Raw genomic sequence first — 15,434 nt, forward strand, 5'->3', positions numbered from 1 at the left:
GGGTCTCCTACTGGGCGGCTTCGAAGAGATCGAGCACGTCGTCCTGTGCCTCGGTGAGGGTCAGCGTCACGACCGGGCGGCCGTGCTCGGCGAGCACCGCCGCGTCACCGGTCGCCTGTGCCTCGATGAGCTGGCCGTAGGTGAACGGCCGATCGGGGATCTCGAGGTCGACGTCGGTGCGCTCCAGGATCTGCAGATACACGCCCTGCGCCGGCCCTCCCTTGTGGTACTGGCCGGTCGAGTGCAGGAAGCGGGGGCCCCAGCCGAAGGTGGTCGGTCGGCCGGAGTCTGCGGCCACCATCTCGCGCAGGCCCTTGAGCTGCGACATCTCCAGACGGTTCACGTAGGCCTGGATGCTCACGTAGCCGTCATCGGGCAGCTGGGTCCAGAGCGCGTCGAGCACGCCGGCGATCGTGCCGGAGGCGGCGAGCGCCGGATCGGTGACGCGCACCTCGACGCCGTTCTCCTCGAACGCGGCGGCGACCGGCTCTGGGCGCTCGTCGAGCAGGCTGCGCGCAGCGACCTTGGCCGATTCGACGTCGGGCTGGTCGAAGGGGTTGATCCCCAGCAGATAGCCCGCGATCACGGTCGCGTACTCCCACACCATGAACTGGGCGCCGAGCGAACCGCTGAGCAGGATCTCACCGGGGTGGCGCTCGTGCAGATGGAACTCGTCGGCGTCGTCGACCAGGCGCACGATCTGGAGGTCGGCGGGTACGTTCTCGACCTCGGGGGAGACGGGAAGCAGCACGACGGGCAGGATGCCGGTGCCGTCCTTGCCTGTGGACTCGGCCACGAGCTGCTCGATCCAGTCCGGCAGGCCGTCGATGTGGGTGCCGTCGGTGATCAGGCCCAGCTTGTCCTTGCGGGGCTCGGCGCCTGCGATGGCCGCGGCCAGGCGCAGTGCCGGGTTCTCGGCGGAGTCGATCGCGACCTGCAGCAGCGTCGCCTCGGCTTCGTCGAGGAGCTCTGCGATGTCGACGCCCGCGAGGCCCGAGGGCACGAGGCCGAAGGCGGTGAGGGCCGAGTAGCGTCCGCCCACGTTCGGATCGGCGTTGAAGACACGGTGGCCGGCACCGCGGGCCCACTCGTCCATGGGCGATCCGGGGTCGGTGACGATCACGATGCGCTCGAGCGGGTCGATGCCGATGTCGCGGAAGGCCGCCTCGAAGGTGCGCCGCTGCGAGTCGGTCTCCACGGTCGAGCCGGACTTGGACGACACCACGAGCACCGTGCTCTCAAGGCCTGAGTCCAGCGCGGCGAGCACCTGGCCGGGGGCGGTGGAGTCGAGGATGGTGAGCTCGACGCCCGCCGTCTGAGCGATGACCTCGGGAGCCAGCGATGATCCGCCCATCCCGGCGAGGACGACCTTGGTGACGCCCTTGGCCCGCAGGTCGTCGCGGAGGGCGAGGATCTCGGGTACGAGCGGGCGCGAAACGCTCACCGCATCCACCCAGCCGAGGCGCTTTGCCGCCTCGGACTCCGCCGCCTCGCCCCAGATCGTGGAATCTCCCGCCGTGATGCGCGAGGCGACGAGCTCGCCCACCAGGCGCGGGACGACCGTGTCGATCGCCTCGGCGGGGGCGCCCGAGGCGTGGATCTCGAAGCTCATGCCTGGGCCTCCAGGCCCTTCGCGACCTGGGCGAGCAGATCGTGCCACGAGTCGATGAACTTGGCCACGCCCTCGTCTTCGAGCACCTGGGTGACGTCGGCGAAGTCGACCCCCGCCTCGGCGAGGCCGGTGAACACGGAGCGGGCGTCTTCGTACCCGGTCGTGATCGTGTCGCCGACGACGACGCCGTGGTCGAAGGTGGCCTCGAGCGTCTTCTCCGGCATCGTGTTGACGACGTCCTTCGCGACGAGCTCGGTGACGTACAGGGTGTCGGGGAGTGAGGGGTCCTTCACGCCGGTGGATGCCCACAGCGGTCGCTGCGTGTTCCCGCCTGCGGCGAGCAGCGCCGCCGCGCGGTCGCCCGCGAAGGTCTGCTCGTACAGCTCGTAGGCGAGCCGGGCGTTGGCCAGCCCGGCCTTGCCGCGCAGAGCGGCGGCCGCATCGGTGCCGATCGCGTCGAGGCGCTTGTCGGTCTCGGTGTCGACGCGGGAGACGAAGAACGACGCGACCGAGTGGATCGCGGAGATGTCGATCCCCGCATCCTTCGCCTTCTCCAGACCCGACAGATAGGCGTCGATGACCTCGGCGTAGCGCTCGATGCTGAAGATGAGGGTCACATTGACGCTGATGCCCGCGGCGATCGCCTGCTCGATGGCCGGAAGACCCGCTTTCGTGGCCGGGATCTTGACGAGCAGGTTCTCGCGTCCGACCTTCTCCCACAGCTGCTTTGCCTGTGCGACGGTGCCGTCGGTGTCGTGCGCGAGGTCGGGGGAGACCTCGATCGAGACGCGCCCGTCGACGTGGCCGGTGCGCTCCCAGACCGGGCGGAAGACGTCGAGCGCATCCCGCACATCCTGGGTGGTGGCCTCGAAGATCGCCTCTTCGGCGGTGACACCGCGCGAGGCGAGCTCGGCGACCTGCGCGTCGTACGAGGTGTCGTCGGGGTCGGTGATCGCGTTCGCGAAGATCGTCGGGTTCGTGGTCACTCCGACCACGTTGCGGTCCTCGATGAGCTGGGCGAGGTTGCCCGAGGCGATGCGGGTGCGCGAGAGGTCGTCGAGCCAGATGCTGACGCCGGCCGCGGAGAGCTGGGCGGTGGGGGTGGTCATGCGTTCTCCTTGAGAGTCTCGCGCGCCGCCTCGACGACGGCCTCGGCGGTGATGCCGAACTTCTGGAAGAGGGTCTTGTAGTCGGCAGAAGCGCCGAAGTGGTCTATGCCGATCGAACGGCCGCGGTCGCCCACGATGCCGCGCCAGGTGAGCACCGACCCCGCCTCGACCGAGACGCGAGCCGTGATCGCCGCGGGCAGGACAGACTCGCGGTACGCGTCGTCCTGCTCGGCGAACCACTCCAGCGAAGGGGCGGACACGACGCGTGCCTGCACGCCGTCCTCCGCCAGGGTCTCGCGGGCGGCGAGCGCCAGCTGCACCTCGGATCCGGTGGCGATCAGCAGCACCTCGGGGGTGCCGTTGGGCGCCTCGGCGAGCACGTACGCGCCCTTGGCCGCGTTCGATGCCGCCGCCAGTGCGGAGCCGGACGCCTTGCCCTCGCCGCGCTCGAAGACGGGGACGTTCTGCCGCGTCAGCGCAAGACCCGTGGGCCCGCCGTGGCGGCGCAGGGTCTCCAGCCAGGCCACAGCCGTCTCGGCCGCATCGGCTGGACGCACCACGGTGAAGTTCGGGATGGCACGCAGCGCCGCCAGCTGCTCGATCGGCTGGTGGGTCGGACCGTCCTCGCCGAGGGCGATCGAGTCATGGGTCCACACGAAGATGCTCGGGATGTCCATGAGCGCCGCCAGGCGCACGGCCGGGCGCATGTAATCGCTGAAGATGAGGAAGGTCCCGCCGAAGGAGCGGGTCTTGCCGTGCAGCGTGATGCCGTTGAGGATCGCGCCCATGGCGTGCTCGCGGATGCCGAAGTGCAGCACGCGGCCGTCGGGCCCGCCCTGCCAGTCGTGCGTGGACCACTCGGCGGGGATGAAGGACTTCGCCGAGGTGATGGTCGTGTTGTTCGAGCCGGCGAGATCGGCCGAACCGCCCCACAGCTCGGGGAGAGCATCGGCGAGGGCGTTGATGACCTTGCCCGACGCGGCACGGGTCGACAGCTCGGTGCCCGCCTCGAAGGACGGCAGCAGCGCTTCGATGCCGTCGGGCAGCTGTTCGGCCTCGAGGCGGTCCAGCAACTGCTTGCGCTCGGGGTTCGCCCCCGCCCAGGCGTCGAAGTCGGCCTGCCAGGCCGCGCGCGCCTCGGCCGAGCGGGCTTCCAACTCGCGGGTGTGCTCGATCACGGCGTCTTCGATGACGAAGCTCTCGGCGGGGTCGAAGCCGAGCACCTCCTTGGTCGCGGCCACCTCATCCGCACCCAGCGCGTTGCCGTGCACAGACTCGGTGCCCTTCTTGTTCGGAGCAGGCCAGCCGATGATCGTGGTCAGCACGATCAGGGTGGGCTTGCCGGTCTCGGCCTTGCCCGCCTCGATCGCGTCGTACAGCTCTTGCGCATCCTCGACGTACTCGCCGGTGCGGGTCCAGTCGACCTCGAGCACCTGCCAGCCGTATGCGCGGTAGCGGGCGGCGACGTCTTCGGTGAACGCGACGTCGGTGTCGCCCTCGATCGAGATGCGGTTGGAGTCGTAGATCGCGATGAGGTTGCCCAGCTGCTGGTGCCCGGCCAGCGACGAGGCCTCGCTCGTCACACCCTCCTGCAGGTCGCCGTCACCGGCGATCACGTACACGAAGTGATCGAACGGGCTCGTGCCCGGCGCGGCCTCGGGGTCGAAGAGGTCGCGCTCGTACCGCGCGGCGTACGCGAAGCCGACGGCCGAGGCCAGTCCCTGGCCCAGCGGCCCGGTGGTGATCTCCACGCCCCTGGTGTGCCCGTACTCCGGGTGCCCCGGCGTCTTCGAGCCCCAGGTGCGCAGCGACTCGAGGTCTTCGAGCTCGAGTCCGAAGCCGCCCAGGTACAACTGCACGTACTGGGTGAGAGAGGAATGGCCGACCGAGAGGATGAAACGGTCCCTGCCCAGCCAATCGGTGTCGGCGGGGTCGTGGCGCATCACCCGCTGATACAGCAGATAGGCCACGGGGGCGAGGCTCATCGCGGTTCCGGGGTGGCCGTTGCCCACGTTCTGCACGGCGTCCGCCGCGAGCAGTCGGGCAGTGTCCACCGCGCGTCGATCGATCTCTTCCCACTTCAGTTCCGACACGCAAAGGCCCTTTCTGGCGAGGTTGGTGGGCGCCCACGTCACCGAACGCGATCTCCGCGCATACACGGAGAACTGCGGCGACGACACTCGGGCGCGCAGGCGGTTTCAGCTTAGTCATGTCATGCGGGCGTTACGACGGCTGAAACCGCACGGTGGCGGCGAAGATTGCCGACACGCCGGTGCCGTAGACTGAAAGGCGACGCGCGCGGATATCGGAGGAGGCGATCAGCATCTCGACGGTCACTGATCCCGTGAAGGCAGATCGCTCATTGAGGCGGACCATCGGGGCGTACATCGCCCTGACGAAGCCGCGTGTGATGGAGCTTCTGCTCGTCTCCACGATTCCGGTCATGTTCCTCGCGCAGGGCGGGATGCCGAACCCCTGGCTCATCTTCGCCACCGTGTTCGGCGGCGCGATGTCCGCCGGATCGGCGGCCTCGTTCAACATGTACCTCGACCGCGACATCGATGCGCACATGCACCGCACCGAGAACCGTCCGCTCGTGACGGGCGAGATCACGCCCCGTGCGGCCCTCGTCTTCTCCTGGACGCTGGCGGTCGTCTCGACCGTCTGGCTGCTGGCGACGACCAACGTGCTGGCCGCGGGGCTGTCGGCGGGCGCCATCTTCTTCTACGTCGTGATCTACACGATGCTCCTCAAGCGCCGCACCGAGCAGAACATCGTGTGGGGCGGCATCGCCGGGTGCTTCCCCGTGCTCATCGGCTGGGCCGCCGTGACGGGATCGCTCGACTGGCCGCCGCTCATCCTCTTCGTGCTCATCTTCCTCTGGACCCCGCCGCACTACTGGCCGCTGTCGATGAAGTACAAGGACGACTACGAAGACGTCGACGTGCCGATGCTCGGCGTCACGCGCAACGCCGCCCAGGTCGGCCTGCAGGTGATCCTGTACGCCTGGGCGACCCTGGCCTGTTCGCTGCTGCTCATCCCCGTGGCGGGAATGGGGCTCATCTACACGGTCTCGGCGCTCGTGTTCGGCGGCTGGTTCGTGTACGAGTCGCACCGGCTGTACAGCCAGGCCGTGCGAGGCGCGTCCCCGAAGCCGATGCGCGTGTTCCACGCCTCGATCAGCTATCTGACGCTGATCTTCCTCGCCGTCGCGGTCGACCCGCTGCTGCGCATCCTGCCGTTCGGCGCCTGAGCGCCACGAATGCTTCCGCGGCGTGCGGGAGCGGGCTCAGCGCGCGTCGTCGGTTTCGCCGGTCGGGCTCTTCAGTCGCAGCACCACGACCGTGTACACCGCTGCCGAGAGCGCGGCGAGCACCATGTGGATTCCGACCAGCACCTCGGGCAGACCGTTGCGCGCCTGGAGCACGCCCACACCGACCTGCACGGCGATCGCGACGATGAGCACGAGGAGCCACTTCTTCGGGTTCAGCCGCAGCATCCAGGCGGTGATCGCCAAGAGCAGCACGAGCCCCGCGAGGATGTAGCCGGGCCACGAGTGCACGTGGGCCATCACCGTCGCGTCGAAGCCGTGCCGCTTGACATCGGCATCGCCCGAGTGCGGACCGGATCCGGTCGTGAGCACCCCGAACACGATCGTGGCGGCCAGCGCGAGTCCGGTCACGTGGGTGAGGACCGCGAACCACGGCGGTACGACGCGAGTGCGAGCGCCTGCGGGCTGATTCATGCGCACGAGGAACGCCGCCGTCGCGCAGACGAGCAGCAGGGACACCGTGTAATGGAAGCCGACGATGAAGGGATTGAGGCCCGTCAGCACGGTGATGCCGCCGATGATCGCCTGGGGGAGCACTCCGCCGACGAGCACGACGACGGCGAGCACGAACAGGTCGCGCCGCTCGCGCCGGATGCGCCAGACCAGGATGAGCACGGCCAGTGCGAGCAGGCCGACGACGCCGGTCATCGTGCGGTTCCCGAACTCGATGACGCCGTGATAGCCCTGGGCATCGGTGGGCACGAGCGAGTCGGGGGTGCACAGCGGCCACTGCGAGCAGCCCAGGCCCGACCCCGACAGGCGCACCGCGCCGCCGGTGCCGATGATCAGCACCTCGGCGATGAACGAGAGCCACGCGAAGACGCGGATGCGCGTGTCGATCGTCGTCGGCAGCCAGCCGTGGAACCGTGAGCCGAGCGAGCGTGGGCGAACAGGGGCGGTGGTCTCGGGCATGCGGCCTCCGGATCCCCACGGTTGTGGACGCGCACGGCCGGAATGTCGGGGGAACCTGTAGAATCGGGTGTGTTGCGAGACGCACCGCGCCTCGCCAACAGTCTAGGCGCGAAGCCCGCGTCGTGATGAGGGCCCCGTAGCGGCTCCCGAACTCCGCTCACTCGACGGAGATTCGGCACGCCGGGGCGGCTGATACCGCCAGAGCCCAAAAGGAGAGTGTGTATGTCGGATGTGCTGATCGACCGCCCGGAGCTCGATGGTCTGGGGGTGTACGAATTCGGATGGCACGACGCCGATGCCGCCGGAGCCAGCGCGAAGCGCGGCCTGAGCGAAGCCGTCGTCCGTGACATCTCCGCGCTGAAGAGCGAACCGGAATGGATGCTCAAGACCCGTCTCAAAGGTCTGCAGCTCTTCGGCCGCAAGCCGATGCCGACCTGGGGCGCCGACCTCAGCGAGATCGACTTCGACAACATCAAGTACTTCGTGCGATCCACGGAGAAGCAGGCCGGTTCCTGGGAGGAGCTGCCCGAGGACATCCGCGAGACCTATGAGCGCCTCGGCATCCCCGAGGCCGAGCGCCAGCGCCTCGTCGCCGGCGTCGCCGCGCAGTACGAGTCGGAGGTCGTGTACCACCAGATCCGCGAGGACCTCGAGGCTCAGGGCGTCATCTTCATGGACACCGACACGGCGCTGCGCGAGCACCCCGAGTTCTTCGAGGAGTACTTCGGCACCGTGATCCCCGCAGGCGACAACAAGTTCGCCGCGCTGAACACGGCCGTGTGGTCGGGCGGCTCGTTCGTGTACGTACCCAAGGGCGTGCACGTGGAGATCCCGCTGCAGGCGTACTTCCGCATCAACACCGAGAACATGGGCCAGTTCGAGCGGACCCTGATCATCGCCGACGAAGACAGCTATGTGCACTACATCGAAGGCTGCACGGCGCCGATCTACAAGTCGGACTCGCTGCACTCGGCCGTGGTCGAGATCATCGTGAAGAAGAACGCCCGCGTGCGCTACACGACGATCCAGAACTGGTCGAACAACGTCTACAACCTCGTCACCAAGCGCGCCGTCGCCCACGAGGGCGCGACGATGGAGTGGGTCGACGGCAACATCGGCTCCAAGGTGACGATGAAGTACCCGTCGATCTACCTGATGGGCGAGCACGCCAAGGGCGAGACGCTGTCCGTCGCCTTCGCCGGCCCCGGCCAGCATCAGGACGCCGGCGCGAAGATGATCCACATGGCGCCGTACACGCAGTCCTCGATCGTCTCCAAATCGATCGCCCGCGGCGGTGGCCGCGCCGGCTACCGCGGCGAGGTCCGCGTGGATCCTGCCGCGCATCACTCGGCCAACTCCGTGGTCTGCGATGCCCTGCTCGTCGACACCCAGTCGCGTTCCGACACGTATCCGGCGATCGACATCCGCGTGGACGATGTGCAGCTGGGCCACGAGGCCACGGTCTCGAAGGTCAGCGAGGAGCAGCTCTTCTACCTCATGTCGCGCGGTCTCGAGGAGACCGAGGCCATGGCGATGATCGTGCGCGGCTTCATCGAGCCGATCGCACGCGAGCTGCCCATGGAGTACGCGATGGAACTGAACAAGCTCATCGAGATGGGCATGGAAGGATCGGTCGGCTAGATGACCGCCGCGACGACGGCGCCGGAGACGGCGCAGAACACGCATGCCCACGTGGACCCCGCAGCGCAGGTGACCGACGCCTTCGTGCCGGTGCAGACCCGCTCCGAGCGTCCGCACTCGTTCGATCCGGCCGATTTCGGTGCGCCGACCGGCCTCGAGGTCAACTGGAAGCACACCCCGGTGGCCGCGCTCACGCCGCTGTTCGACGTGGCCGGCGCCTCGAAGGGCGTCACGGTCGAGATCAGCGACGAGTCGTTCGTGCGCGCCGGTCTCGGCAGCGCCGACGCGCCGCGCGGCGAGTTCTTCCGCCCGGAGGACGTGATCGCGGCCGTGGCCTGGCAGGGCACGTCCGAGGCGCTGCACCTCGCGATCCCCGCCGGTGAGGAGGTCGCGGAGCCCATCGTCCTCTCGATGACCGGACAGGGAGCCGACCAGCGCGCGGATGCGCACCTCGTGATCGAGGCGGGTTCGAACAGTTCCGCGACCGTGCTGCTGCGTCATCACGGCGCGGCGCAGTTCGCCGAGAACGTCGAGATCCTCGTCCGCGACGGCGCCAAGCTCACGGTCATCTCCGTGCAGCAATGGGACGACGAGGCCGTGCACGCCGCGTCGCACCAGGCGACGGTCGGCCGCGACGCCGCCCTCACTCACATCGTCGTCAGCTTCGGCGGCGGTGTCGTGCGGGTGAACCCCAGCGTCGAGCTCACCGGCGCCGGCGCCGAAGGGCGACTGTACGGCCTCACCTACGCCGATTCCGGCCAGCATCTGGAAAGCCAGGTCTTCCTGCACCACAAGGGCCCGCACACCACGGGCGACGTGCTCTACAAGGGAGCCCTCCAGGGCGAGAAGGCCCACAGCGTGTGGATCGGCGACGTGCTGATCGGCCAGGACGCCACCGGCACCGACTCCTACGAGGCCAACCGCAACCTGGTGCTCACCGAGGGCGCGCGCGCCGACTCGATCCCGAACCTCGAGATCGAGACCGGCGACATCCTCGGCGCAGGCCACGCCAGCGCGACGGGTCGTTTCGACGACGAGCAGCTGTTCTATCTGCAGGCGCGCGGTATCGACGAGGAGCAGGCGCGGCGCCTGGTCGTACTGGGCTTCCTCAGCGACATCGTGCAGCGCATCCGCATCCCCTCGCTGCAGGAGGAGCTGCTGGCCGCGATCGAGGTGGAGCTGGCTGCCACCGAGGCGGCGGCATGACCGCGCAACGGGCCTGCGCCGTCAGCGAGCTGGAGCAGGACACGCCGCTGCGGGTCGTGCTCGACGGCGTGCCGATCGCAGTCGTGCTCGACTCCGACGGCGAGATCCACGCCATCGGCGACACCTGCACGCACGGCGACATCTCGCTGTCCGAGGGCTTCGTCGAAGGCAAGACGCTGGAGTGCTGGGCCCACGGCTCGGCGTTCTCGCTCGACACCGGCAAGCCGCTGAACCTGCCCGCCTACGAACCGGTGCCGGTCTACGTCGTCCAGATCGACGGCGACGACCTCCTCATCGATCCCCAACTCACGAAGGACGTGCCGGTGGCCTGAGAGCCCGGCACCCGTGACGATCATCCGAACCCCCTGACGAAGGAACAATTCATGTCTGTCCTCGAGATCCGCGACCTCCACGTGACGGTCGAGACCGACGCCGGCACGACGCCCATCCTCAACGGCGTCAACCTGACCATGCGCACCGGCGAGACGCACGCCATCATGGGCCCCAACGGCTCGGGCAAGTCGACTCTGGCGTACACGATCGCCGGTCACCCCAAGTACACCGTCACGAGCGGCTCCATCACGCTCGATGGCGAGGACGTCCTGGAGATGAGCGTCGACGAGCGCGCCCGCGCGGGCCTGTTCCTCGCGATGCAGTACCCGGTGGAGATCCCCGGCGTCACGGTCACCAACTTCCTGCGCACGGCCAAGACGGCCCTCGACGGCGAGGCCCCCTCGATCCGTCAGTGGACCAAGGACGTCAAGCAGTCGATGACGAACCTGCGCATGGACCCGAAGTTCGCCCAGCGCAACGTCAACGAGGGCTTCTCGGGCGGCGAGAAGAAGCGTCACGAGATCCTCCAGCTCGAGGTGCTCAAGCCGAAGATCGCCGTGCTCGACGAGACCGACTCGGGTCTCGACGTCGACGCACTGAAGATCGTCTCGGAGGGCGTGAACCGCGCCAAGGCCGACACGAACCTCGGCGTGCTGCTCATCACGCACTACACGCGCATCCTCCGCTACATCCGCCCCGACTTCGTGCACGTGGTGGTCGCGGGCAAGATCGTCGAAGAGGGCGGCGCCGAGCTGGCCGATCGCCTCGAGGACGAGGGCTACGATCGCTTCCTCGACCCCGCGGCTCCCATCGAAGCGTAGGGTGAGGGCATGACCGCGACGCTCACCGAGGAGAAGTACGAGGAGGTCACCGAGGCTCTCAAGGACGTCATGGACCCGGAGCTCGGGATCAACGTCGTCGACCTCGGCCTCATCTACGACCTCGCCTGGGATGACGAGAACGATGCCCTCGTCATCCATATGACGCTCACCAGCGCGGGCTGCCCGCTCACCGACGTGCTCGAGGAGCAGACCGCGCAGGCACTGGACAGCGTCGTGGACCGCTTCCGCATCAACTGGGTGTGGATGCCGCCGTGGGGCCCGGAGCGGATCACGGACGACGGACGCGACATGATGCGCGCTCTCGGTTTCGCCATCTGAGCACGCCTTTCCGCGCGTAGCGTGTCCGCTGCACGGATGCCCTCTTCTGAGGCACCGGGGCCTCTGCGCATCGGTAGGCTCGGAGGGTGACAGCAACGCCCCTCCGCGCCCTCCCCGTCGATCAGCTCCGCCAGCGCTCCAGCACGAAGTGGCGCACCTACCCGGAGGACGTGCTTCCCCTCTTCGTCGCGGAGACGGACTTCCCTCTCGCCGATCCGATCACGGCCCGCCTGCGCACCGCGGTCGAGCTCGGCGACACCGGTTATACGCCGCCGGACCCTGGCATCAAAGCCGCGTTCGCGGCGTATGCCGGGCGGCGCTGGGGATGGAGCGTCGACCCGAAGCGGGTGCGTTCGACCTGCGACGTGATGATGGGGGTCGTGGAGATCCTCCGTGCTGCGCTGCGCCCGGGGGACCGGGTGATCGTCACCCCGCCGGTGTACCCGCCGTTCTACGACTGCGTCGAAGAGGCCGGGGCGGTCATCGAGCGAGTGCCGCTCCTGGGCGGTGTGGAGAGCGGCTGGGAGCTCGACCTCGCCGGGATCGAGGCGGCCTTGAGAGGCGGTGCTCGCGCCGTCCTACTGTGCAATCCGCATAATCCGACGGGCACGGTGCACACGCAGGACTCCCTGGCGCGCCTGGCCGAGCTCGCCGCCGAGCATGGCGCGATCGTCGTGAGTGACGAGATCCACGGGCCGCTCGTGCAGCCGGGCGTCGACTACACGCCGTTCCTCACCGCCTCGCCGGCGGCGGCCGAGGTCGGCTACGCGGTGACGAGTGCGAGCAAGGCGTACAACCTCGCCGGACTCAAGTGCGCGGTGATGGTCACGGCGGGCGACGGGCCCGCCGCCATCGTGCGCGGCCTGCCCGACGAGGTGGAGTGGCGCACGGGTCTCTTCGGTGCGATGGCCGGGGTCGCCGCATGGGACGAAGCCTCGGACGGCTGGCTCGAATCGCTTCTCGCCGCGCTGGATGAGAACCGCCGGCTGCTCGCCGACCTCCTGGCGGAGGCGATCCCCGCGGCCCGATACCGGATGCCGGAGGCGGGCTATCTCGCGTGGGTGGACCTGCGCGGACTGGGCTGGGGGGACGACCCGGCGGGTCGCGTGCTCAAGGAGGCGCGCGTCGCGGTGAACCGCGGCCCGACGTTCGGCACCGAGGGGGCGGGGCATATCCGCATCAACCTCGGCTGCGCGCCGGAGGTCCTCCGGGAGGCGGTGACGCGGATCGCGGCGCTGACCGCGGCGTGACGGCGCCGGAAGAGGCTCCCGACGCCCTGCGCGAGTCCATCTGGAGCCCGCGCTACCTCGCTGTGACGCTCGGGGCGGTCGCCCTGATCTTCCTCGGTGCGCTGGAGGCACTGGCGGTGACGACCGTGATGCCCGTCGTCAGCGCCGATCTGGACGGGCAGTCGCTGTACGCGGTGGCGTTCGCGGGAACGCTCGCGACCGGTGTGGTCGGAATGGTCGCCGTCGGCGCATGGACGGATCGTGCCGCTCCGCGCGCCCCGGTGTACACCGCGACCGCGCTGTTCATCCTGGGACTGCTGATCGCGGGATTGGCGCAGACGATGCCCGTGCTGCTGGCCGGCCGCCTCGTGCAGGGCCTGGGCGCCGGCGGGCAGACGGTGGCGCTGTACGTGGTCGTCGCACGGCTGTATCCGCCGCGGATGCACGGCCGCGTCTTCGCGGTCTTCTCGGCCGCCTGGGTGGTGCCCTCCATGGTCGGTCCGGCGCTGGCGGGAGCCGTCACCGAGCTGCTGGACTGGCGATGGACCTTCCTCGGCGTCGCCGCGCTCGCCATCATCGCCCTCGTGGCCATCATTATCCGGCTGCGAGCCGTCGAGCTCCGCGCCGGAGACGCCTCGGGCTCCCTCGCCCGCGTGGGGGTGCGGATGCTTCTGGCGGTGGTGGTCGCGGTCGCGGCGATCGTCGTCGGTCTCGCCGTGGAGGCGCCGGCGGCGTGGCGCTGGCCGGTGGCGGCCTCGGCCGTCGTCGTGCTGGGTCTCGCGGTGCTCCCGCTCCTGCCCCGGGGCACGCTGCGCTCTGTGCGGGGGTTGCCCAGCGTCATCCTCATGCGCGCACTCATCGCCGGAGCCTTCTTCGCGGCCGAGGCATACATCCCGTACCTGCTGATGGACGAGTTCTCCTTCTCGCCCACGTATGCCGGACTCGTGCTGACGGGGTCCGCGCTCTCCTGGTCGTTCGGATCCTGGGTGCAGGGCCAGTGGGGCGAGCGCCTCGGCAGCGTGCGCTCCTCGGCGATCGGGCTCTCCCTGCTGCTCTCGGCGCTGGCCGTGGTCACGATCGTCGCTCTCGCCGGCGCCTCTCCGCTGCTGGCGATGGCGGGCTGGGCGCTCGCGGGCGGCGGGATGGGCCTGCTGTATCCGATGCTCAACGTGCTCATGCTCGCGTACTCCACTCCGGCCGATGAGGGCTTCAACTCCTCTGCGCTCTCGATCGCGGATGCGACGGGCTCGGCTGTGATCATGGCGGTCGCGGGTCTGGTCTTCGGCGCCGCGGCGGCGGGTGCGGGGGCCTTCGCCGCGGTATACGTCCTCTCGGGCGTGCTCATCCTCGCCGCGGCTGTGCCCGGCCTCCGACTGGGGCGTCCCGCCGTCGGCTGATCCGCACCGCCCGGGCATCTTCCGACCGGCGGGCAGACCTGCGCAACCGCAGGGCGGCAGCGAAGAGGAGCAGTGCCGCTGCGGCGGTCAACGGGGTCGTCCCCGCCGCCAGCAGCAGCACGACGCCCAGGATGCCGAGCACGGTCGCGATCGCGGCGCGCGACGCCTCGGTCGTGCCGAGCGGGAGAGCCGTGTGCTCGATGCGCGTCAGCGGGACGGCGAGCAGTGCGGTGAGCGCGAGGGCGAGGATCAGCCAGGCGGGACGCTCCAGCCACCACGACCCGCTTCCCGGCACGGGAACCGTGATGACGCCCGCCATGCCGAGCAGAGCGCTGGTGCCCGCCAAGGTCAGCAGCACGGGCATGTGCCAGAGGTAGATGGTCATGGTGCGACGAGTCACGAAGGCGGTGAGAGCCGCCGGCAGCGGACGCTCTGCGAGCGCTGCGAGCGGAGGGCGGAGCAGCGACAGGAGGCAGGTGTGCGCCGCGCCGACGAGGAGGAGTGCCGTTGTCGGCGGGTTCAGGTGCGAGACGAGATCGGCGCTCCAGACGCCCGTGAGGCACAGAACGACAAGCAGCGCCGCCGCCAGCGCTCCCGCGCCGATGCGCACACGGCGAGGCAACGCGTCGATCCGGCCGTCGGCGAGGAAGAAGCCGAGCTGCTGCAGTGCGAGCCAGACGAAGGCGAGGTTCAGCATGCCCACGGCGCCGAGACCCGTCACGGCGCGTGCGGCATCCACCGCGACCGCCGCACCGACGAGCACTCCCACGGTGCGCAGGGGCGCTCGCTCGTGCCACCGCACCGCCAGGGGCAGTAGCGCCTGACAGAGCAGGAAGACCCCGAGGAACCATAGCGGCTGCCCGTATCGGAACCCCGCGACGGCGACGAGTTCTGCGGGAACGCCCGCGAGCAGGAGGCCGCACAGGGCGATGCCCACGACCGCGACGACCGCCACGGCCGGCCGCAGCAAACGGTGCAGACGCGAGGTGACGAACCAGACGCCGTCCCGTCCGCGTGAGCGTGCAGCGTCGAAAGCGCGACGGCCCGCGAAGCCCGCGACGACGAAGAAGAGCGGCATCACCTGGAGGGCCCAGCTCAGCGGGACGGCCCACCAGGCGCCCTCGGCGGCGTTCTCGAACACGGGGCCGTCGGGGGTCAGCGCCACCCCGACCATCAGCGCGTGCAGGGAGACGACGCAGAGCACGCAGAACGCACGGACGAGGTCGATCCCGCGATCCCGCGCGGGGTGACCGCTCGTTGTCCGCTCCTCCTCACGTCGCGAGGTCACGGTTGCGGAGCGGGGCGTCGCGGCGATCTGCCGTGGTGTCGGTGCGATGACGGTCATGGGCCCTCCTCGGTGGGTTCACCGGAGGTTATGGAGGGGATGGCGGCGCGCGCATCACACCGGGGTCTCGATGCGCCCCGTACCCGGGCGGGATATCCGCCGGTTCTCAGCCCGCCCCGCGGGATCGAGCGCACCCGCGGGATGGGGAGGATGCCGGAC

Annotated in this window: 13 protein-coding genes; 8 read left to right on the plus strand and 5 right to left on the minus strand. The window is 69.5% G+C overall.

Annotated features, from left to right (window positions below; all coding sequences use genetic code 11):
• Positions 1–7: 7 nt before the first annotated feature.
• Genes BKA02_RS12145 through tkt form a run of 3 tightly spaced genes read right to left on the minus strand, consistent with a single transcriptional unit; the run spans position 8 to position 4,814 of the window.
• Positions 8–1,612, minus strand: coding sequence for a glucose-6-phosphate isomerase (locus BKA02_RS12145; protein WP_179434399.1), 1,605 nt, complete (start codon positions 1,610–1,612; stop codon positions 8–10).
• Positions 1,609–2,721: a transaldolase gene (gene tal, locus BKA02_RS12150; RefSeq protein WP_179434401.1), complete on the minus strand. Its 1,113-nt coding sequence runs from the start codon at positions 2,719–2,721 to the stop codon at positions 1,609–1,611. The genes BKA02_RS12145 and tal overlap by 4 nt, the downstream gene beginning before the upstream one ends.
• Positions 2,718–4,814: a transketolase gene (tkt, locus tag BKA02_RS12155; protein ID WP_179434403.1), complete on the minus strand. Its 2,097-nt coding sequence runs from the start codon at positions 4,812–4,814 to the stop codon at positions 2,718–2,720. The genes tal and tkt overlap by 4 nt, the downstream gene beginning before the upstream one ends.
• Positions 4,815–5,065: 251 nt before the next feature.
• On the opposite strand from tkt, the gene BKA02_RS12160 reads away from it, so the two are divergent.
• Positions 5,066–5,974, plus strand: a complete 909-nt coding sequence (locus BKA02_RS12160) for a heme o synthase (RefSeq protein WP_370467893.1) — start codon at positions 5,066–5,068, stop codon at positions 5,972–5,974.
• A gap of 36 nt (positions 5,975–6,010) precedes the next feature.
• Here the strand turns inward: BKA02_RS12160 and BKA02_RS12165 are convergent, their stop codons facing one another.
• Positions 6,011–6,964 (minus strand): COX15/CtaA family protein, encoded by a 954-nt coding sequence (locus tag BKA02_RS12165; protein WP_179434405.1) that lies wholly within the window; start codon positions 6,962–6,964, stop codon positions 6,011–6,013.
• Between the two features lie 222 nt (positions 6,965–7,186).
• Between BKA02_RS12165 and sufB the strand changes: the two genes are divergently transcribed.
• The 7 genes from sufB to BKA02_RS12200 all read left to right on the plus strand — a co-directional run bounded on the left by sufB (position 7,187) and on the right by BKA02_RS12200 (position 13,930).
• Entirely contained in the window at positions 7,187–8,605 is a 1,419-nt protein-coding gene (sufB, locus tag BKA02_RS12170) for a Fe-S cluster assembly protein SufB (RefSeq protein ID WP_179434407.1), read from the plus strand.
• Positions 8,606–9,811, plus strand: coding sequence for a Fe-S cluster assembly protein SufD (gene sufD, locus BKA02_RS12175; protein WP_179434409.1), 1,206 nt, complete (start codon positions 8,606–8,608; stop codon positions 9,809–9,811).
• On the plus strand, positions 9,808–10,143 hold the full coding sequence (locus tag BKA02_RS12180) for a non-heme iron oxygenase ferredoxin subunit (protein WP_179434411.1): 336 nt from the start codon (positions 9,808–9,810) through the stop codon (positions 10,141–10,143). Before sufD ends, BKA02_RS12180 begins: the two co-directional genes overlap by 4 nt.
• 51 nt (positions 10,144–10,194) lie before the next feature.
• The gene (gene sufC, locus BKA02_RS12185; RefSeq protein WP_179434413.1) at positions 10,195–10,965 is read left to right on the plus strand and encodes a Fe-S cluster assembly ATPase SufC; all 771 of its coding nucleotides are present in this window, start codon (positions 10,195–10,197) and stop codon (positions 10,963–10,965) included.
• Positions 10,966–10,974: 9 nt separating this feature from the next.
• The gene (locus BKA02_RS12190) at positions 10,975–11,304 is read left to right on the plus strand and encodes a metal-sulfur cluster assembly factor (RefSeq protein ID WP_179434414.1); all 330 of its coding nucleotides are present in this window, start codon (positions 10,975–10,977) and stop codon (positions 11,302–11,304) included.
• Positions 11,305–11,390: 86 nt separating this feature from the next.
• Positions 11,391–12,554: an aminotransferase class I/II-fold pyridoxal phosphate-dependent enzyme gene (locus BKA02_RS12195; RefSeq protein ID WP_179434415.1), complete on the plus strand. Its 1,164-nt coding sequence runs from the start codon at positions 11,391–11,393 to the stop codon at positions 12,552–12,554.
• Positions 12,551–13,930, plus strand: a complete 1,380-nt coding sequence (locus tag BKA02_RS12200; RefSeq protein WP_343045405.1) for an MFS transporter — start codon at positions 12,551–12,553, stop codon at positions 13,928–13,930. The genes BKA02_RS12195 and BKA02_RS12200 overlap by 4 nt, the downstream gene beginning before the upstream one ends.
• On the opposite strand, the gene BKA02_RS12205 is transcribed toward BKA02_RS12200, so the two are convergent.
• Positions 13,875–15,275: an acyltransferase family protein gene (locus BKA02_RS12205; protein ID WP_179434416.1), complete on the minus strand. Its 1,401-nt coding sequence runs from the start codon at positions 15,273–15,275 to the stop codon at positions 13,875–13,877. The two genes, BKA02_RS12200 and BKA02_RS12205, sit on opposite strands and share 56 nt — an antisense overlap.
• Positions 15,276–15,434 lie beyond the last annotated feature (159 nt).

Origin of the sequence: Microbacterium pseudoresistens (assembly GCF_013409745.1) — a bacterium.
Lineage (GTDB): Bacteria > Actinomycetota > Actinomycetes > Actinomycetales > Microbacteriaceae > Microbacterium > Microbacterium pseudoresistens.